We start from the raw sequence: 14,369 nt of genomic DNA on the forward strand, positions 1-14,369 counted from the left end.
GGAGGACGACAATGCGCCGAGTATCGGCGGCCGGCCTGGTGCTGGTGGCGGTCACGCTGCTGGCCGGGTGTGACGCGACCAAGGGCGGCGATCCGGCCGCGCCGGGCACGTCCCACGCGGTGGCCATCAACCTCGCTCCCGACCAGAACCGGCTGCGGGCCACCAAGGTGGCTTCGATCGCCGACACGGCGCCGGCGGCCGTGCGCCAGCGGGGCACGCTGCTGGTCGGCGGCACCATCGACAACACGCCGCCACTGAGCTGCTACGCCACCGACAACAAGACGCCGATCGGCTTCGAGTACGACGTCGCGGTGCTCGTCGGCGACGTGCTCGGCCTGAAGACCGAGCGCGAGGTCACCTCGTGGGAGAACCTGTTCCTCGGCGTCGACAGCGGCCGCTTCGACCTCGGCTTCTCCAACATCGCGGTGACCGAGGCGCGCAAGCAGAAGTACGACTTCGCCACCTACCGCCAGGATCTGCTGGCCGTCGAGGCGCGGTCGGACGCGAACTTCACGGTGACCAAGCCCGCCGACCTGGCCGGCAAGACCGTCGCGCTGAACTCGGGCACCAACCAGGAGCAGGTGATCCTGCGGTGGAGCGCGCAGGACAAGGCCGCGGGCCTGCAGCCGATCACCATCCAGTACTACCAGAAGGCCACCGACTACTACCTGGCCCTGCAGTCCGGGCGGGTGGACGCCTACGTCGGCCCGAACCCGACGGCCTCGTTCCACGCGCTGACCACCGGCCAGTCGAAGGTCGTCGGCGTGATCGCGGACAGCAAGGGCCAGGTGGCCAGCCTCGTGGCGGCGATGTCCAAGAAGGACAGTGGCATGGCCGCGCCCGTGGCGGCGGCGATCGACGAGCTGATCCGCGACGGGAAGTACGCAGAACTACTGGGGCGGTGGGGCCTGTCCAGCGAGGCCGTGCCCAAGTCCCTGGTCAACCCGGAGGGACCGGCCGGTACGTGAGCAACCCATGATGCACCTCTCAACGATGATCGACGGATTCGGCGCGCATCCGGCGGCATGGCGCTCGCCGGGCGTGACACCCGGCGACCTGTTCGACCCCATGCGCGCCGTGGCGCTGGCCAGGCTGGCCGAAGAGGGCCTGCTGGACTTCGTGACCCTGGACGACCAGCGCGTGGAGTCGCCGCAGCCCGGCACCACGTTCGGCGCCCTCGACGCGCCGCTCGTGCTCGCGCTGGCCGCCGCGCACACCCACCGCATCGGACTCGTGCCGACGGGTGTGACGCGCGGCGACCCGGTGGCGATGGCGGCCCGGATCGCCACGCTCGACCGCGTCAGCGGCGGGCGCGGCGGCTGGCGGCCGAGAGTGTTCCTCACCGACGAGGAGCGCCGCAACGCGACCGCCGACCCTGAGGCCTACGCGGACTTCACCGACCAGCGCTTCCAGCACGTCACCGAGTACGTCGACGCGGTGATCCGGTTCTGGGACAGCTGGGCCGACGACGCCGTCGCGGCCGACGGGACGGCGCCGGAGTTCGTCGACCCGCAGCGGATGCGGCCGGCCCACATGTGCGGGGAACAGGTGCACGCCACCGGGTTCGGGGGCATCCCGACCTCGGCCGACGGCCAGCCGCTGCTGGTCACGCTGGCGCATTTCACGGCCCCGTTCAAACTGGCGGCCCGGCACGCCGACATCGTGTGCATCACGCCGTTCACGCTGGACGAGATCCTGGCGGTGCGGGCGGAACTGGCCCAGTGGTGCGTGGATCTGCACCGCGGGCGCACCCCGCTGACCGTGCTGGCCGACCTGAACGTGGTGCTCGGGCCGACCGAGGCCGCAGCCCGTGAGCGCCTGGCCTTCCTGGACGCCCGCTTCGGCTCGACGTTCAGCTCCGACGCCGCGACCTTTGTCGGCACGCCGGAAGGGCTGGCCGACTTCATGGAGCACTGGCACACCGACGGCGGTGTCGACGGTTTCCGGCTGCGTCCGGCCGTCCTGCCGGACGATCTGTCCACTGTGGTCACCGAGCTGGTGCCGCTGCTTCAGCGGCGCGGGCTGTACAAGACGTCCTATCCGGACACTCCGCTGCGGTTCCGTCTGCGGACCGCCGCCCACGTCGGATGAGCGCTCCGGATCTCGTGGTCCAGCGGATCGGCCTCGCCGATCCGCTGGCCGCGCCGTTGCTGGCCGGTCTCACCCACGAGTACCGGGTCCGGTACGGCGCGGGCGCGGACCGTGAGATGAGCGCGTACGACGGCTCCGAGTTCGATCCGCCGGACGGCGGGTTCCTGGTGCTGACCTCCGCGGGAATGACCGTGGCCGGTGGCGGCTTTCGCCGGCACGGCCCGGATTCCGCGGAGCTCAAGCGGGTCTGGACGAGCCCGGCCCACCGCAGGACGGGACTGCCCATCCAAGAGTAGCGTTGGGAGGTTCCCTACTGGCGTCGAACCGCTCACTTAGACGCCTTCGGTGTTTAAGCTCAACCACAGGAGAGCTCCCTGTTGGAGAAAGTGTACCGTTCCAAAAGCGCTTAGTCACCACGTCCCCCACGCAACGCACTACGTCGACCGGTGTGCGGGAGGGCTTTTTGCGCGGCCGGCTAGGCCACCGCGTTGTCCACAGCGGACTCCTCGGCCTGCGGCGCGGCCTGGGCCGGCTTACGCAGCACCGACATGGCCACGATGAACGCCACCACGGCGAACCCGGAGGCCACGAAGAACGCGGTGTGGAAGCCGGCGGTCAGCGCCTCGAGCTCGCTGGAGCCGGTGGCCTTGAGCGCGTCGGTCCGGTCCGCGGCCAGCGCGGCCAGCACCGAGAGGCCCAGCGCGCCACCGACCTGCTGGCTGGTGTTGAACATGCCCGACGCCAGGCCGGAGTCGGCCGCGGTCGCGCCGGACATGCCCAGCGTCATCAGCGCCGGCATCGCCGCGCCGAAGCCCACACCGATGATGATCATCGCCGGCAGCACGTCCACCACGAACGAGCCGCCGATCGGGGCCCGGCCCAGCAGCGCGAGGCCGATCGCGATCAGCACCAGGCCGGCGCCGAGCACGGTCCGCTCGCCGAACCTGCCGATCAGCTGGGCCGACAGGCCCAGTGCGACCGCGCCGATGGCCACCGCGACCGGGATCAGGCCGAGACCGGTGTTCAGCGCGTTGAAGCCGAGGGACTGCTGCAGGTACAGCGCGCTGAAGAACAGGAAGCCGAACATGCCGGCCACCATCAGGAACTGCGTGATGTTGGCGCCGGAGACGTTGCGGGAGCGGAACATCCGCAGCGGCAGCAGCGGCGTGGCCGCCTTGGCCTCGCGGATCACGAAGCCGACCAGCAACGCGATCGCGATCACGCCGGTGACCAGCGTGTTCACCGAGGCGAAGCCGTAGTTCGCGGTGTTGACGATGGTGTAGATGGCGATGATCAGGCCGCCGGTGACCAGCAGGCCGCCGGTGACGTCGGAGCCACCCTGCGCGCCGATGCCGGTGTCCTTGGCCAGCAGCTTCAGCGCGAACAGGATGGTCACCACGCCGATCGGGATGTTGATCAGGAAGATCCACGGCCACGACACGGCCTGGGTCAGCACGCCGCCCAGCAGCGAGCCGATCGAGCCGCCGCCGGCCTGCACGAAGCTGAACACGCCGATGGCCTTGCCCAGGTCCTTGGGCTCGGGGAACAGCGGGAAGATCATGCCGAGCAGCACCGCCGAGCACATCGCCCCGCCGATGCCCTGCACGAACCGGGCGCCGATCAGCATGCCCGCGTTGCTGGCCAGGCCGCACGCGATCGACGACAGGGTGAACACCACCATGCCGGCGATGAACATGCGCCTGCGGCCCCACAGGTCGCCCAGCCGGCCGGCCAACAGCAGCAGGCCGCCGAAGGAGGCCACGTAGGCGTTGACCACCCAGGCCAGGCTGGACTCGGAGAAGCCGAGGTCGGACTTGATGAACGGCAGGGCGACGCTGACGATCGTCTGGTCAATGATGATCATCAAGGTCCCCCCGCAGATCACCGCGAGAGCTGCCCACCGGTTGCTGGGAGGAGCGTCGATCCTGGTCATTTCCAACCTTCCATGAGGTACGACTTGTAACTGACGTAATTATCGGTAACCATCAGGCATGGTGAAAGGAGGCACTTTGTTGAAACAGGGGAACACCAGTGTGTCCGAGCAGGTCATGGCCGAGGGATGCCCGGTTCGGGAGGTGCTCGACCGGGTGGCCGGGAAGTGGAGCATCCTCATCGTGGTCGCCGCGGCGCAGGGGCCGATCCGGTTCACCGAGCTCGAACGCTCGATCGAGGGGATCAGCCGCCGGATGCTCACGCTGACCCTGCGCAACCTGGAGCGGGACGGCCTGATGGTCCGCCGGGTCTATCCGACCGTCCCGCCCAAGGTCGAGTACGAGCTCACGCCCATCGCCCGGGAACTGCACCGGTCCCTGGTCACGCTGACCGACTGGGCCGGCAAGCACCGGCACACGATCGCCGCCGCCCGCCGCGCCTACGACGAGGGGCACGAGCACGTGCCGGCCTGAGCTCACGAGCCGATGCTCCGCGGGTACCGGAAGAAGTTCGTCGGGTCGTAGTGGTGCTTGACGTCGGTCAGCCGCGGGTAGTTGCCGCCGTAGTACATCTGGCGCCAGTTCGGCAGGACCGAGCTGACGAAGTTGACGTACGCGCCGCTGGCCAGCCGGTCGAGCACGACGGTGCCGTCGGCCAGCCAGCTCTCGGCCGCGGTGATGTCCTGCGCGGTCGGCTTGTCGTACTGGGCCACGAAACCGCCGACGAACAGCGCGTCCCGGTGCGGGAACGCGATCGCGTCGGTCGTGTGGTCGGCCAGCGCGCCGCCGAGCCCGATGCAGTGCAGGACGCGGAACTGGCCCGCGCGCCGACCGTTGTCCCAGGCGGTGAGCATGTCGTTGATGTCGGACGACGACATCACCCGGTTGAACATGCGGTAGCTCTCCCGCTGCAGGCCCGTGCGCGGCAGCACCGCCACCGGGTTCTGCCCGACCGTGTGGCACTGCGCCACGGTCAGCGCGTCGCAGTTGTAGCTGGCCTGCAACGACTTGTCGTAGGAGAGCTCCGTCATCGAGCTGCTGGTCGGCTGCGCGCCCGCCGCCGAGGACATCTCGGCGATGACGGCCTTCAGGTCCGCCTCCGCGCCCAGGTACAGGCCCGTCACGAACAGGTTCGGTGTGGCCCCCGGCGCCGCGTTCGGCAGGGCCAGCACGAACGCCGAGCCCAGGTCGCGCGGGCCGGTGGCCTGCGCCTGCTGCCACGCCGCGAACAGCTCCGCCGCCACGTCGACCGGCCAGGACACCGTGAACTGCACGGCCGTCGGCTGCGGGATCGGCAGCACCTCCCAGTCGAGGACCACGCCGAAGTTGCCGCCACCGCCGCCGCGCATCGCCCAGAACAGATCGGGCTCACGCGTGTCCGACGCCTTGATCACGCGGCCGTCGGCCAGCACGATCGTGGCGGACACGACCCGGTCCGCGCCGAGGCCGTACTTGCGGGTCTCGTAGCCGACGCCGCCGCCGGAGATGAAACCGCCGCCGCACACCGTGGGGCAGGTGCCCTCGACGACCTGGATGTTGTGCTGGCCCAGCACCGAGACGGCGTCGATGGCCTTGGTGCCCGGTCCGAGATGGACGGTCGAGCCGGTGATCGTGGCCTGGTCGAACCGGGAGACGTCGATGACCAGGCCGTCGCCGGTCGACCAGCCGTGGTAGTTGTGGCCGCCGCTGCGCACCCGCACCGGCACGTTCTGGGCCCGCGCGAACAACACGCAGTTCCGCACGTCGGACTGGGTCTGGCAGTAGGCGATGGCCTGCGGGCGGATCGCGTCGTACTCGGCGATGTGCAGCTGCTTGGCCAACTCGTAGTCGCTGTCCGACGGGAGCACGAGCTCGCCGTCGAAACCGGCGCTGAGGGCGTCCCACTTGCCGGCGACGCGGGGGCCGGTCGCGGCCGCGGCGGGCAGGCCGACACCGGCGGCGACGACAGCGGCGGCGGACGCGCGCAGCAGAGAGCGTCTGGACAACATGGCTCAGGCTTCCTGTCTCGGGTGCATGATCTCGGTGACGGCGGCCGCGAGATCCTCGGCCTTGACCAGCACGCTCATCCGCTCGACGCCCGACGACTGCCGCAGCAGCCGCCGTCCGACCAGCAGCAGCTTCCCGTCCTCGGTACCGCGGGAGCGCACGACGGTGCCGGCCTCGATGACCTCGCCCGCCCAGTTCCACTCGTGGTCGTCCTGGCCGATCCGCGCGACCGCCTTCCACTCCGCCAGCTCGCGGGGCGTGTCGTGGAAGCGGTAGACGTCGTTCCAGTCGCCGGTGGCGCCGCGGTACTGGAGCAGGTGGTAGCCGTCCTGGTCGACGATCCGGTAGGTGACGCCGTACTGCGTCTGCTCGTCGGAGGACAGCCGAATGGGCTCCACAAAGGACAGTCCGGCGAAGCCCACGTCCACCAGCCACGTCTCGCCGTCCAGCGGGACCGACAGCAGCATGTGCTCCAGGTCCGGCCCGAAGCCGCCGCCGGGGCCGCGCACGCCGGCCGCCAGCAGGGTGTAGGTGAACCCGAACTCGGCCAGCAGCGTGCGGAAGATGCCGTTGAGCTCGTGGCACACACCGCCCTCGCCCTCGGTGATCAGCCGGCGGAACACGACGTCGACGTCGGCGTCCACCTCGTCCCAGACGGCGAGCCCCTTGGCGGCGTTGGCCGAGTTGTCGAACGGGACGGTCATGACGTGGCGCTTGTGCAGCTCCCGCAGCGTGTCGAGGCCAGGGGTGCGCGGACCGTCGTAGCCGAGATGCTTCAGGTACTCGGCAGCGTCGAACATGGTCTCTCCCAGTGGTCAGTCCCGGCCCGCGGTGACCTGACGAGTCATCAGGTACGCCACGAGCAGCTCCGGGGTCGGGTGGTCGAACAGCAGCATCTGCGGCAGCTTCAGGCCGGTCGCCTCGGCCAGCCGGTCGCGGAGCTCGATGGCGCCCATGGACGTCAGGCCGACATCGAAGAACCCCTCGTCCGGCTCAACCGGAGCGGCCGCCGGATCGGTAGCGTGCAGTACGGCATCGGAGTGCGTCCGCACCAGTTCGAGCAGTTCCTCGGCACGGCCCACGGATTCCCCCTCACAGGTGACACGGCACGGCGCCGCACGTCACCGGACGCTATCCACGCCGGTCCTGACCACGCCCCCTGACAAAACCCCTAACGCCCCCTTGACTTGCGCGCATCGGCGAGGCCGTGCGAAGTCACGCCGTGACCGAGATGACGTGGTGACCGTTGGATTACCGCCCGCCGATCACCGACTGGCTATGGTCGGGGCAGTCCGTCGCTACGCGCCTGCCGCGTTCTGGGGAAGGGAATTCCGTCTTGGCAACGAGTCCGCCTGCGGTGATCGCCATCGTGGGCGCCGGGCCCAGCGGCATCGGCGTGCTCGAGCGGCTCGGCGCCAACGCGCCCGAGCTGCTCGCCGGCCGCGATCTCGAGGTGCACCTCATCGATCCCTACCCGGCGGGGCCCGGTCGGATCTGGCGGCGCGACCAGTCGCCGCTGCTGATGCTGAACACCATGTCGGCCCACGTCACCATGTTCACCGACGACAGCGTCCTGTGCGACGGGCCCGATCCGGCCCGGGCCCTCGCTGCTGGACTGGATCGGCCGGCACGGCACGGAAGCCGAGCGGCAGACCATCACCCGCACGTCCTTCCCCACCCGCCGGCTGCAGAGCCGGTACCTGACCTGGGTCTACGAGCAGGCCGTCGCGGCCCTGCCGGCCGGCTCCACGTTTCGCTTCCACCAGGTGCGTGCCGTCGAGCTGACCGAGGAACCCGGTGGCCGGCAACGGGTGTCGATGGCCGACGGGCGGGAGCTGACCGCCGATGTGGTGGTGCTCGCCGTGGGGCACCAGGACGTCGAGGTGGCGGGCGAGCACGGGCGGCTGGCCGAGTTCGCCGCCCGGCACGATCTCGTGTTCCTGCCGCCGGGTTACGCCGCCGACTGCGACCTTTCCGTTGTGCCGGCCGGGGAACCGGTGATCGTGCGTGGGCTCGGGCTGGCGTTCATGGACCTGGCCGTCCTGCTCACCGAGGGGCGCGGCGGCCGTTTCGTCGAGACCGGGAGCGGCCTGCGCTACGAGCCCGGCGGCCAGGAGCCCCTGCTGTACGCGGGTTCCCGGCGGGGCGTGCCGTACCCGCCCAAGCTGACCTTCCCGCTGTCCGGGCCGCCGCCGGCGCTGCCCCGGTTCTTCGACGCGGCGCGGATCGTAGCCGAGGCCCGCGGTCCGCTCGACTTTCGCCGGGACGTCTGGCCGGCCATCGCCGCCGAGGTCGGCTGGGGCTACTACCACGAACTGGTCACCGGGCATCCGGACCGGGTGACCGTCGGGCTCGACGAGTTCGCCCCGGCCTATGCCGCCGCTGTGCACGACCCGGACCGGATGCGCCGGCTGTTGGCCGACACGGTGGTCGACCCGGCCGACCTGTTCGACATCGGCCGGCTGGACACCCCGCTGCTCGGCGAGCGGTTCGCCGACCCGGCCGACCTCCAGGCCCGGATCCGCGACTACCTGGTGTCCACAGTGGACCGCAGCGAGAACCCGCGGAACAGCCCGTACCTCGGGGCCACGTTCGGGCTGCTGTCGGCGTTCACGGCGTTGCCTCGGCTGGTGGCCGACGGCCGGTTCACGGCCCGCTCCCGCGCGGTCGACGTGGACGGCTGGTGGGCCGGTCTGGTCAACCTCGTGGCCAACGGGCCGCCGCCGCGGCGGGCGCGGGAACTGCTGGCGTTGTCCGAGGCGGGAGTGGTGCGGTTCGTCGGGCCGGACATGTGGGTCGAGGCACGCGAGGGCCGGTTCGCCGCGGGCAGCCCGGCCGTGCCGGGCACGGTGACCGCGCGGGCGTTCGTGGAGTCCCGGCTGCCGGTGGGCTCCGCGCCGGCCAGCCGGGATCCGTTGGTGCGCACCCTGTACGAGCGCGGCCAGCTGTCCGAGGACGTGGCCGCCGACGGCGAGTTCCGGCACCGCACCGGGTTGGCCGCTGTGGACGGGCAGGACGGCGCGGTGTTCGACGCCGTGGGTCGTAGGCACGCGCGAAGGTTCGCCATCGGTCCGTTCACCGTGGCGATCGCGGGCGGGAACTTCACCCGGCCCGGCGCCAACGCGTTGCCGTCCCGGATCACCGACGCGGTGGCCCGGTCGGCGTTGCGCGCCGCGGTGTCAGCCGAGTGACGCCGACGGCGTGACCTTCGGCCGCGGCGGCGGGTTCGCCTCGGTCAGGTCGTCGCGGCTCCAGCGCAGCAGCTCCGGCAGTTGCGGGTGGTCGGGCGGGCAGAAGTCCAGCGCGGCCCGGTAACCGTGCAGCGCCGTGCGCTGGGCGCCGCGGGCCAGTGCCTGGTGGCCGGCCTGGATCAGCCCGTCGCAGGCCCGACGTGCGATGTCGCGCGTGTCGAGGCCGGCGTACGACGCGTGCTCGACGGCTTCCTTGTAGTGGTGGGCCATCAGACCGACCGGCTCGCCCGACATGCCGCACAGCCATTCCGCGGCCAGCATGTGCTTGTCGGCGCGCAGCGCACGCGGCAGCCGCGAGTACGCGACCTCCCGGACCAGCGAGTGCGTGAACGTGTACTCGACATGCCCCAGATCGACGCCGAAACGGGAGCGCCGCACCAGATCGTGCCGCTCCAACGTGTCGAGGCACTCCTCGATGCTCGTCGCCTCGCGGTCGCCGAGCACGGCCAACGTCTGGCGGCAGAACGAGTCGCCCAGCACGGCCGCGTCGTACAGGACCGCCTTCTCGGCCGGGGACAACGTGTCCAGCCGGGTGGCGATGATGTTGTGCACCTTCTGCGGCACGGGCACGTTCGGGCCCGCCGCGGCGCCCGGCTCGCCGGCCAGCGCCCGCGTCGACATGGCGCCGTCGTGCACCAGTCGGACGTACTCCATGGCGAACAACGGGTTTCCGCCGACCTGGTCGACCAGGTTCGCGCAGACCGCGGCCAGCTTCTCGCCGGTCGGCGTGTTCTGCCGCTGGGCCTCCGTCGGCTCCGCCCTGGTCAGCAGGTCGCTCAGCAGGGTGTGCGTCGCCGAGCGGGACAGTGGGTCGATGCTCATGGTGGAGGCGTTGCGCCGGCCGCCGGACCAGTACGAGTCACGCTCGGCCAACTCCAGCCGGCCGGTGACCACGAGCAGCAGCGGCAGCATCCCGGCCAGCTCGGCCATGTCGCCGACGAATTTCAGCAGGACGTCGTCCACCCGGTTGAGGTCCTCCAGGATGATCACCAGCGGCTCGCGCGCCGCGATCTCCTGCACCAGCCGCCGCCACGCCGCGAACACCGGCTTGGTGTCGGCCAGGCCGGCGCCCTGGACCAGCAGGTCGCGCAGGTTCTTGACCAGCTGGCTGGCGATCGGGCCGGTGCCGACCAGTCCGGTCACCGCGACCCGCAGCTTGTTGGTCAGCTCCGCCGGCCCGTCGGCGTCGGTGATCCCGGCGTACGAGCGGACCACACCCTCCAGCGAGGCGTACGGGGAGTCGGGCCCGAACGACCGGTTGCAGCCGACCAGGCACCGCGCCCCGCCGCGCTCCCGGATGGCCCGGCGGAACTCGTGCAGGATCCGGCTCTTGCCGACGCCGGCCTCGCCGAGCAGGGTCACCAGGTGCGGACGGCCGCGCCGCCGCACATCGTCCAGCAACTGGTCCAGCAGCCGCAGTTCCCGATCGCGCTGCATCAGTGGCCCGGCGCCGCGGCCGCCCAGTTCGGCCTTGCGGCTGGCGATGACGTCGTGCGCGTCGGCGTCGGACTTGGACGGGGCGAAGCTGAACTCGTGCGCGCACGCCTGCCGCACCGGCTCGGACACCCGGACCACGGCGCACCGGCCCACGCCGAACAGCAACCGCAGGCCGTCCTCAAGGAACTGCCCCGGTCACCTGGAGGATGCGCGCCCCGCCGGCCGAGCGCACGACCAGCGCCTCGCCCGCGACCACGGCGACCGCGGCCTGCGGGAGCCGCGCGGCGGCCACCTCGTCTCGGACGGCCATCGCGGCCCGCACCGCGCGCTGCGCATCGTCCTCTTTGGTCTGTTCGGTGCCGAACAGGGCCACCAGCACCGGCCCGAGCGAGTCGTGCCGGACGCCACCGAACCGGTGCACCTGGTCGGCCACGGTCGCGTTGAGCCGGCGCAGCGCCTGATCCAGCACCTCGGGGTCGTCGTCGGCGCCGGTGCCGGCGCGGACCAGGATCGCGCTGACCCACTTGCGTTCCGCGGCGGGCCGCTCGTCGTCCGTGCACGCGGAGGCGGCCGGCGCCGGTCTCGCCGGTTCCTCGGCTTCGTCCGCCGGCGGTTTCCGCGGCGGCTTGCCCGTCATGACGGCCGGCGGTTCGGCCGGCGGCCGCGCGGTGCCGGCGGGGACTTCGGCACGGGCCGCCGGGACGGCCGTTTCGGCTCGGCGCTCGCCCACGCGGATCAGGGTCGGGTCGTGGTCGAGGATGGCGCGTTCGAGGTCCGCGAGTTCCCGACCGGGATCGAGCCCCAGCTTGCCGACCAGCGCCGACCGGGTGCGCCGGTACACGCTCAGCGCGTCGGCCTGGCGTCCGGACCGGTACAGCGCCAGCATCAGCTGCGCGCACAGCCGTTCCCGCAGCGGATCGGCGCCGACGAGCGGTTCCAGCTCGCCGATGAGCTCCAGATGGCGGCCGGTGCTCAACGCGGCCTGCGCCCGGTCCTCCTGCACGGCGTACCAGGTGTTCTGCACGCCGTTGCACTCCGGCCACTCGTAGCCGTTCTCGGCCAGGTCGGCGAGCACCGGGCCGCGCCACAGGGCCAGCGCGTCGCCGAGGTAGCGGTCCGCGTCGTCCCACGCCTCGCCGGCGACCGCCGCCCGGCCCTTGCGGGCGAGGTCCTCGAACCGGCACAGGTCGACGCTGTCGCGGTCGACCCGCAACAGGTAACCGGGCGCGTGCGTGACGAGCAGTCCGGAGCGGTCGACGTCGTGGCCGGGCGCGGACGGCAGCGCGCGGCGCAGGCCGGAGACGGCGTTCTGGAGCATCTTGCGGGCCGTCGGCGGTGCGTCGGCGCCCCACAGCGCGCGCAGCAACTCGCTGGTCGCCACCACCTTGTTGGCGTACAGCAACAGATAGCCCAGTGTCGCGCGCTGGATCATGCCGTTGAGCGAGACGCTGTCCTCGCCGTCGAGCACTTCCAGCGGGCCGAGGATGTTGAACGTCGTCGTCACTGTGGCCATCCCAGTGCCGACGGACCAGCGCCATTCGAGACCAAGATCGTTCCCCCCAGAACCACTGTTCGCCTCCTGGGTGTGGCCGGCCCGCGTCATTGGGGCCACCGGCCTATCACCTCAAGGCGTCACCGCCCCATCGTAGGGTCTGCCGGCACACGTTCTCAAGGAAACGGACCATTCGCGCAGAGATGGTCACGAAACATCGTGTTAAACCTGTCCACCGCTGCGGCCGGATACCGGGACGGCCGGTCGGTCACTGCGCCGATCGGTGCCGTCGCGGGGCCGCCGCGGTGCCACCGTTCCCATTCGGGTGCGAATGAATCCTTCCCGTCTGCCGACGACGCGCGGCCGACCGACCCGGCGAACCCGGGCTGTGCAACGAAAATGCGCGGAACGGTGATATGGGGCGGTCCGTCGGAGGGTGACCTCACCGAGGTTTCCCGGCCCGATGGATGTGACCTGCGCCGCTTCGCGACGAACGCCGCGGGTGGGGGCGTCACCGATACCGGGCGTCGAAGTGGGACAATTCCTGTCCGGCCGGCCGAACGAATCGCGCTCCGGTCATTGTCGATATCGCGGAATGACCGCGACGAAGGCGACGGACCCGGCTTCCCCATCGCTCCGGCCCCGCGGTCACGGCCGCGACCGTGACCCGACGGCCGACCCGGCATTGCCCCTAACCGCCCCCAGACTTCGGCCACGGGCCGTTCGATCCGGCGATCGCCGGGGCGCCGCGCCCTACCATCCGTCGAGTCCGGGGGCGGAGTCTCTCACAACGGAACGGCGGGGCGGAATGACGAAGATGCCGGTCGACAACGTCGGTGTGGCCGCGACCAGCACCATCGAGGTCGCGTTGGGGGATCGGTCGTACGCCGTGCACATCGGTTCCGGCGTGCGCCACCGATTGGCGTCGGTCGTGGCGCGGCTGGGCGCCGAGCGGGTGGCCGTGGTGTCGGCGCGCCCGGCGGAGTCGACGCCGGAGACCGGCGTGCCGACCCTGTTCGTGCCGGCCCGCGACGGCGAGGAGAACAAGAACCTGGCGTGGGTGGAGGAATTGTGCCGCAAGTTCGCCGCGTTCGGCCTGACCAGGGGCGACGCCGTGGTCTCCTGCGGCGGCGGCACGACCACCGACGCCGTGGGGCTGGCCGCCGCGCTGTACCACCGTGGCGTGCCGGTGGTGCACATGCCGACCTCGCTGCTGGCGCAGGTGGACGCGAGCACCGGCGGGAAGACGGCGGTGAACCTGCCGGCGGGCAAGAACCTGGTCGGCGTGTACTGGCAGCCCAGTGAGGTGTTGTGTGACACCGACTACCTGCGGACGCTGCCGGCGCGGGAGTGGACCAATGGCTACGGCGAGATCGCCCGCTGCCACTTCATCGGCGCGGGAGACCTGCGCGGCCTGCCGCTGGACGAGCAGATCGCGGCCAGCGTCCGGCGCAAGGCCGAGATCGTGACCGCGGACGAACGCGACACCGGACTGCGGCACCTGCTCAACTACGGACACACGCTGGGGCACGCGCTGGAGCGCGCCACCGACTTCGCGATCAAGCACGGCGAGGGCGTCGCCATCGGCACGGTGTTCGCCGGACGGCTCGCGCACGCGCTGGGCCGGATCGACGAGGCGCGGATGACCGAGCACCTCGATGTCGTCAGTGGCTACGGCCTGCCGACCGCGCTGCCGATCGGCCTGGCGGCCGAGACCCTCATCGGACTCATGCGGCTGGACAAGAAGGCGGTCGGCGGGCTGGCGTTCGTGCTGGACGGTCCGCGGGGCGCCGAACTGGTGCGCGACGTGCCGGCCCACGTGGTCGTGCGGACGCTGGCCGAGATGCCCGTGGCGGCGCTGCCGGTGTGATCGGCCGTGCCCCGACACGGATCGTCCCGTTCGGACGGGGCGATGGGCGGGCAGTGGGCAGCGGATGGGCGGACCACGGCAATGCTGACGACGCGGACGGTCGCTCGGACTGGGGCTCGATGACGCGCCGCCGCACCAGCATGACCGGGCTGCCCGGACGGACAGCCCGGGGGGGAGCAAGACGGGGGTAATACCAGTGCTGATCGTGGAGCGAACCACGCAGTTGTCCGACTGTCTTTCGCTCATCGCCGAAACCACGACGCGCCAGGGGCAGGTGGTCCTCATCGAGGGGTTGATGGCCACCGGACGCA

12 protein-coding genes and 1 pseudogene are annotated in these 14,369 nt (G+C 71.3%); 7 read left to right on the forward strand and 6 right to left on the reverse strand.

Going from position 1 to position 14,369, the window contains the following annotated elements; genetic code table 11:
• Positions 1–11: 11 nt before the first annotated feature.
• Genes KUTG_RS46155 through KUTG_RS46165 form a run of 3 tightly spaced genes read left to right on the forward strand, consistent with a single transcriptional unit; the run spans position 12 to position 2,387 of the window.
• Complete coding sequence (locus tag KUTG_RS46155; RefSeq protein ID WP_043726249.1) at positions 12–968, forward strand: ABC transporter substrate-binding protein; 957 nt, start codon at positions 12–14, stop codon at positions 966–968.
• A 25-nt stretch (positions 969–993) separates the two neighbouring features.
• Positions 994–2,091 (forward strand): LLM class flavin-dependent oxidoreductase, encoded by a 1,098-nt coding sequence (locus KUTG_RS46160; RefSeq protein WP_198047577.1) that lies wholly within the window; start codon positions 994–996, stop codon positions 2,089–2,091.
• On the forward strand, positions 2,088–2,387 hold the full coding sequence (locus KUTG_RS46165; protein WP_052396221.1) for a GNAT family N-acetyltransferase: 300 nt from the start codon (positions 2,088–2,090) through the stop codon (positions 2,385–2,387). Before KUTG_RS46160 ends, KUTG_RS46165 begins: the two co-directional genes overlap by 4 nt.
• 179 nt (positions 2,388–2,566) lie before the next feature.
• Here the strand turns inward: KUTG_RS46165 and KUTG_RS46170 are convergent, their stop codons facing one another.
• Complete coding sequence (locus tag KUTG_RS46170; protein WP_198047578.1) at positions 2,567–4,024, reverse strand: MFS transporter; 1,458 nt, start codon at positions 4,022–4,024, stop codon at positions 2,567–2,569.
• 79 nt (positions 4,025–4,103) lie between these two features.
• On the opposite strand from KUTG_RS46170, the gene KUTG_RS46175 reads away from it, so the two are divergent.
• On the forward strand, positions 4,104–4,496 hold the full coding sequence (locus KUTG_RS46175; protein WP_043733063.1) for a winged helix-turn-helix transcriptional regulator: 393 nt from the start codon (positions 4,104–4,106) through the stop codon (positions 4,494–4,496).
• Between the two features lie 2 nt (positions 4,497–4,498).
• Here the strand turns inward: KUTG_RS46175 and KUTG_RS46180 are convergent, their stop codons facing one another.
• From KUTG_RS46180 to KUTG_RS46190, 3 genes are read right to left on the reverse strand one after another with little or no spacing between them, the layout of a single operon-like run.
• Positions 4,499–6,010, reverse strand: a complete 1,512-nt coding sequence (locus KUTG_RS46180) for an FAD-binding oxidoreductase (protein WP_043726252.1) — start codon at positions 6,008–6,010, stop codon at positions 4,499–4,501.
• A gap of 3 nt (positions 6,011–6,013) precedes the next feature.
• Positions 6,014–6,808: an arylamine N-acetyltransferase family protein gene (locus KUTG_RS46185; RefSeq protein WP_043726254.1), complete on the reverse strand. Its 795-nt coding sequence runs from the start codon at positions 6,806–6,808 to the stop codon at positions 6,014–6,016.
• A gap of 15 nt (positions 6,809–6,823) precedes the next feature.
• Positions 6,824–7,090, reverse strand: a complete 267-nt coding sequence (locus KUTG_RS46190) for an acyl carrier protein (protein WP_043726255.1) — start codon at positions 7,088–7,090, stop codon at positions 6,824–6,826.
• A 314-nt stretch (positions 7,091–7,404) separates the two neighbouring features.
• On the opposite strand from KUTG_RS46190, the pseudogene KUTG_RS66785 reads away from it, so the two are divergent.
• Together KUTG_RS66785 and KUTG_RS46195 are read left to right on the forward strand one after the other, a co-directional pair.
• Positions 7,405–7,518, forward strand: a pseudogene (locus KUTG_RS66785) (FAD/NAD(P)-binding protein); the annotation flags it as partial.
• A 145-nt stretch (positions 7,519–7,663) separates the two neighbouring features.
• Positions 7,664–9,199, forward strand: a complete 1,536-nt coding sequence (locus tag KUTG_RS46195) for an FAD/NAD(P)-binding protein (protein WP_369794681.1) — start codon at positions 7,664–7,666, stop codon at positions 9,197–9,199.
• On the opposite strand, the gene KUTG_RS46200 is transcribed toward KUTG_RS46195, so the two are convergent.
• A complete protein-coding gene (locus KUTG_RS46200; protein ID WP_043726256.1) occupies positions 9,188–10,861 on the reverse strand; it encodes an ATP-binding protein in 1,674 nt (557 codons plus the stop codon). The two genes, KUTG_RS46195 and KUTG_RS46200, sit on opposite strands and share 12 nt — an antisense overlap.
• Positions 10,862–10,874: 13 nt before the next feature.
• Positions 10,875–12,200 (reverse strand): BTAD domain-containing putative transcriptional regulator, encoded by a 1,326-nt coding sequence (locus tag KUTG_RS46205; RefSeq protein WP_052396222.1) that lies wholly within the window; start codon positions 12,198–12,200, stop codon positions 10,875–10,877.
• A 796-nt stretch (positions 12,201–12,996) separates the two neighbouring features.
• Here KUTG_RS46205 and KUTG_RS46210 point away from each other — a divergent pair.
• A complete protein-coding gene (locus KUTG_RS46210) occupies positions 12,997–14,058 on the forward strand; it encodes a 3-dehydroquinate synthase family protein (RefSeq protein ID WP_232241299.1) in 1,062 nt (353 codons plus the stop codon).
• Positions 14,059–14,369: the final 311 nt, after the last annotated feature.

Source organism: Kutzneria sp. 744 (genome assembly GCF_000568255.1).
Classification (GTDB): Bacteria; Actinomycetota; Actinomycetes; order Mycobacteriales; family Pseudonocardiaceae; genus Kutzneria.

Bases quoted from the DNA above. Each gene is read 5' to 3' on its own strand.
- KUTG_RS46170 (WP_198047578.1), bottom strand. From the start codon at position 4,024: ATGACCAGGATCGACGCTCCTCCCAGCAACCGGTGGGCAGCTCTCGCG.
- KUTG_RS46210 (WP_232241299.1), top strand. From the start codon at position 12,997: ATGACGAAGATGCCGGTCGACAACGTCGGTGTGGCCGCGACCAGCACC.
- KUTG_RS46165 (WP_052396221.1), top strand. From the start codon at position 2,088: ATGAGCGCTCCGGATCTCGTGGTCCAGCGGATCGGCCTCGCCGATCCG.
- KUTG_RS46180 (WP_043726252.1), bottom strand. From the start codon at position 6,010: ATGTTGTCCAGACGCTCTCTGCTGCGCGCGTCCGCCGCCGCTGTCGTC.
- KUTG_RS46155 (WP_043726249.1), top strand. From the start codon at position 12: ATGCGCCGAGTATCGGCGGCCGGCCTGGTGCTGGTGGCGGTCACGCTG.
- KUTG_RS46160 (WP_198047577.1), top strand. From the start codon at position 994: ATGATCGACGGATTCGGCGCGCATCCGGCGGCATGGCGCTCGCCGGGC.
- KUTG_RS46185 (WP_043726254.1), bottom strand. From the start codon at position 6,808: ATGTTCGACGCTGCCGAGTACCTGAAGCATCTCGGCTACGACGGTCCG.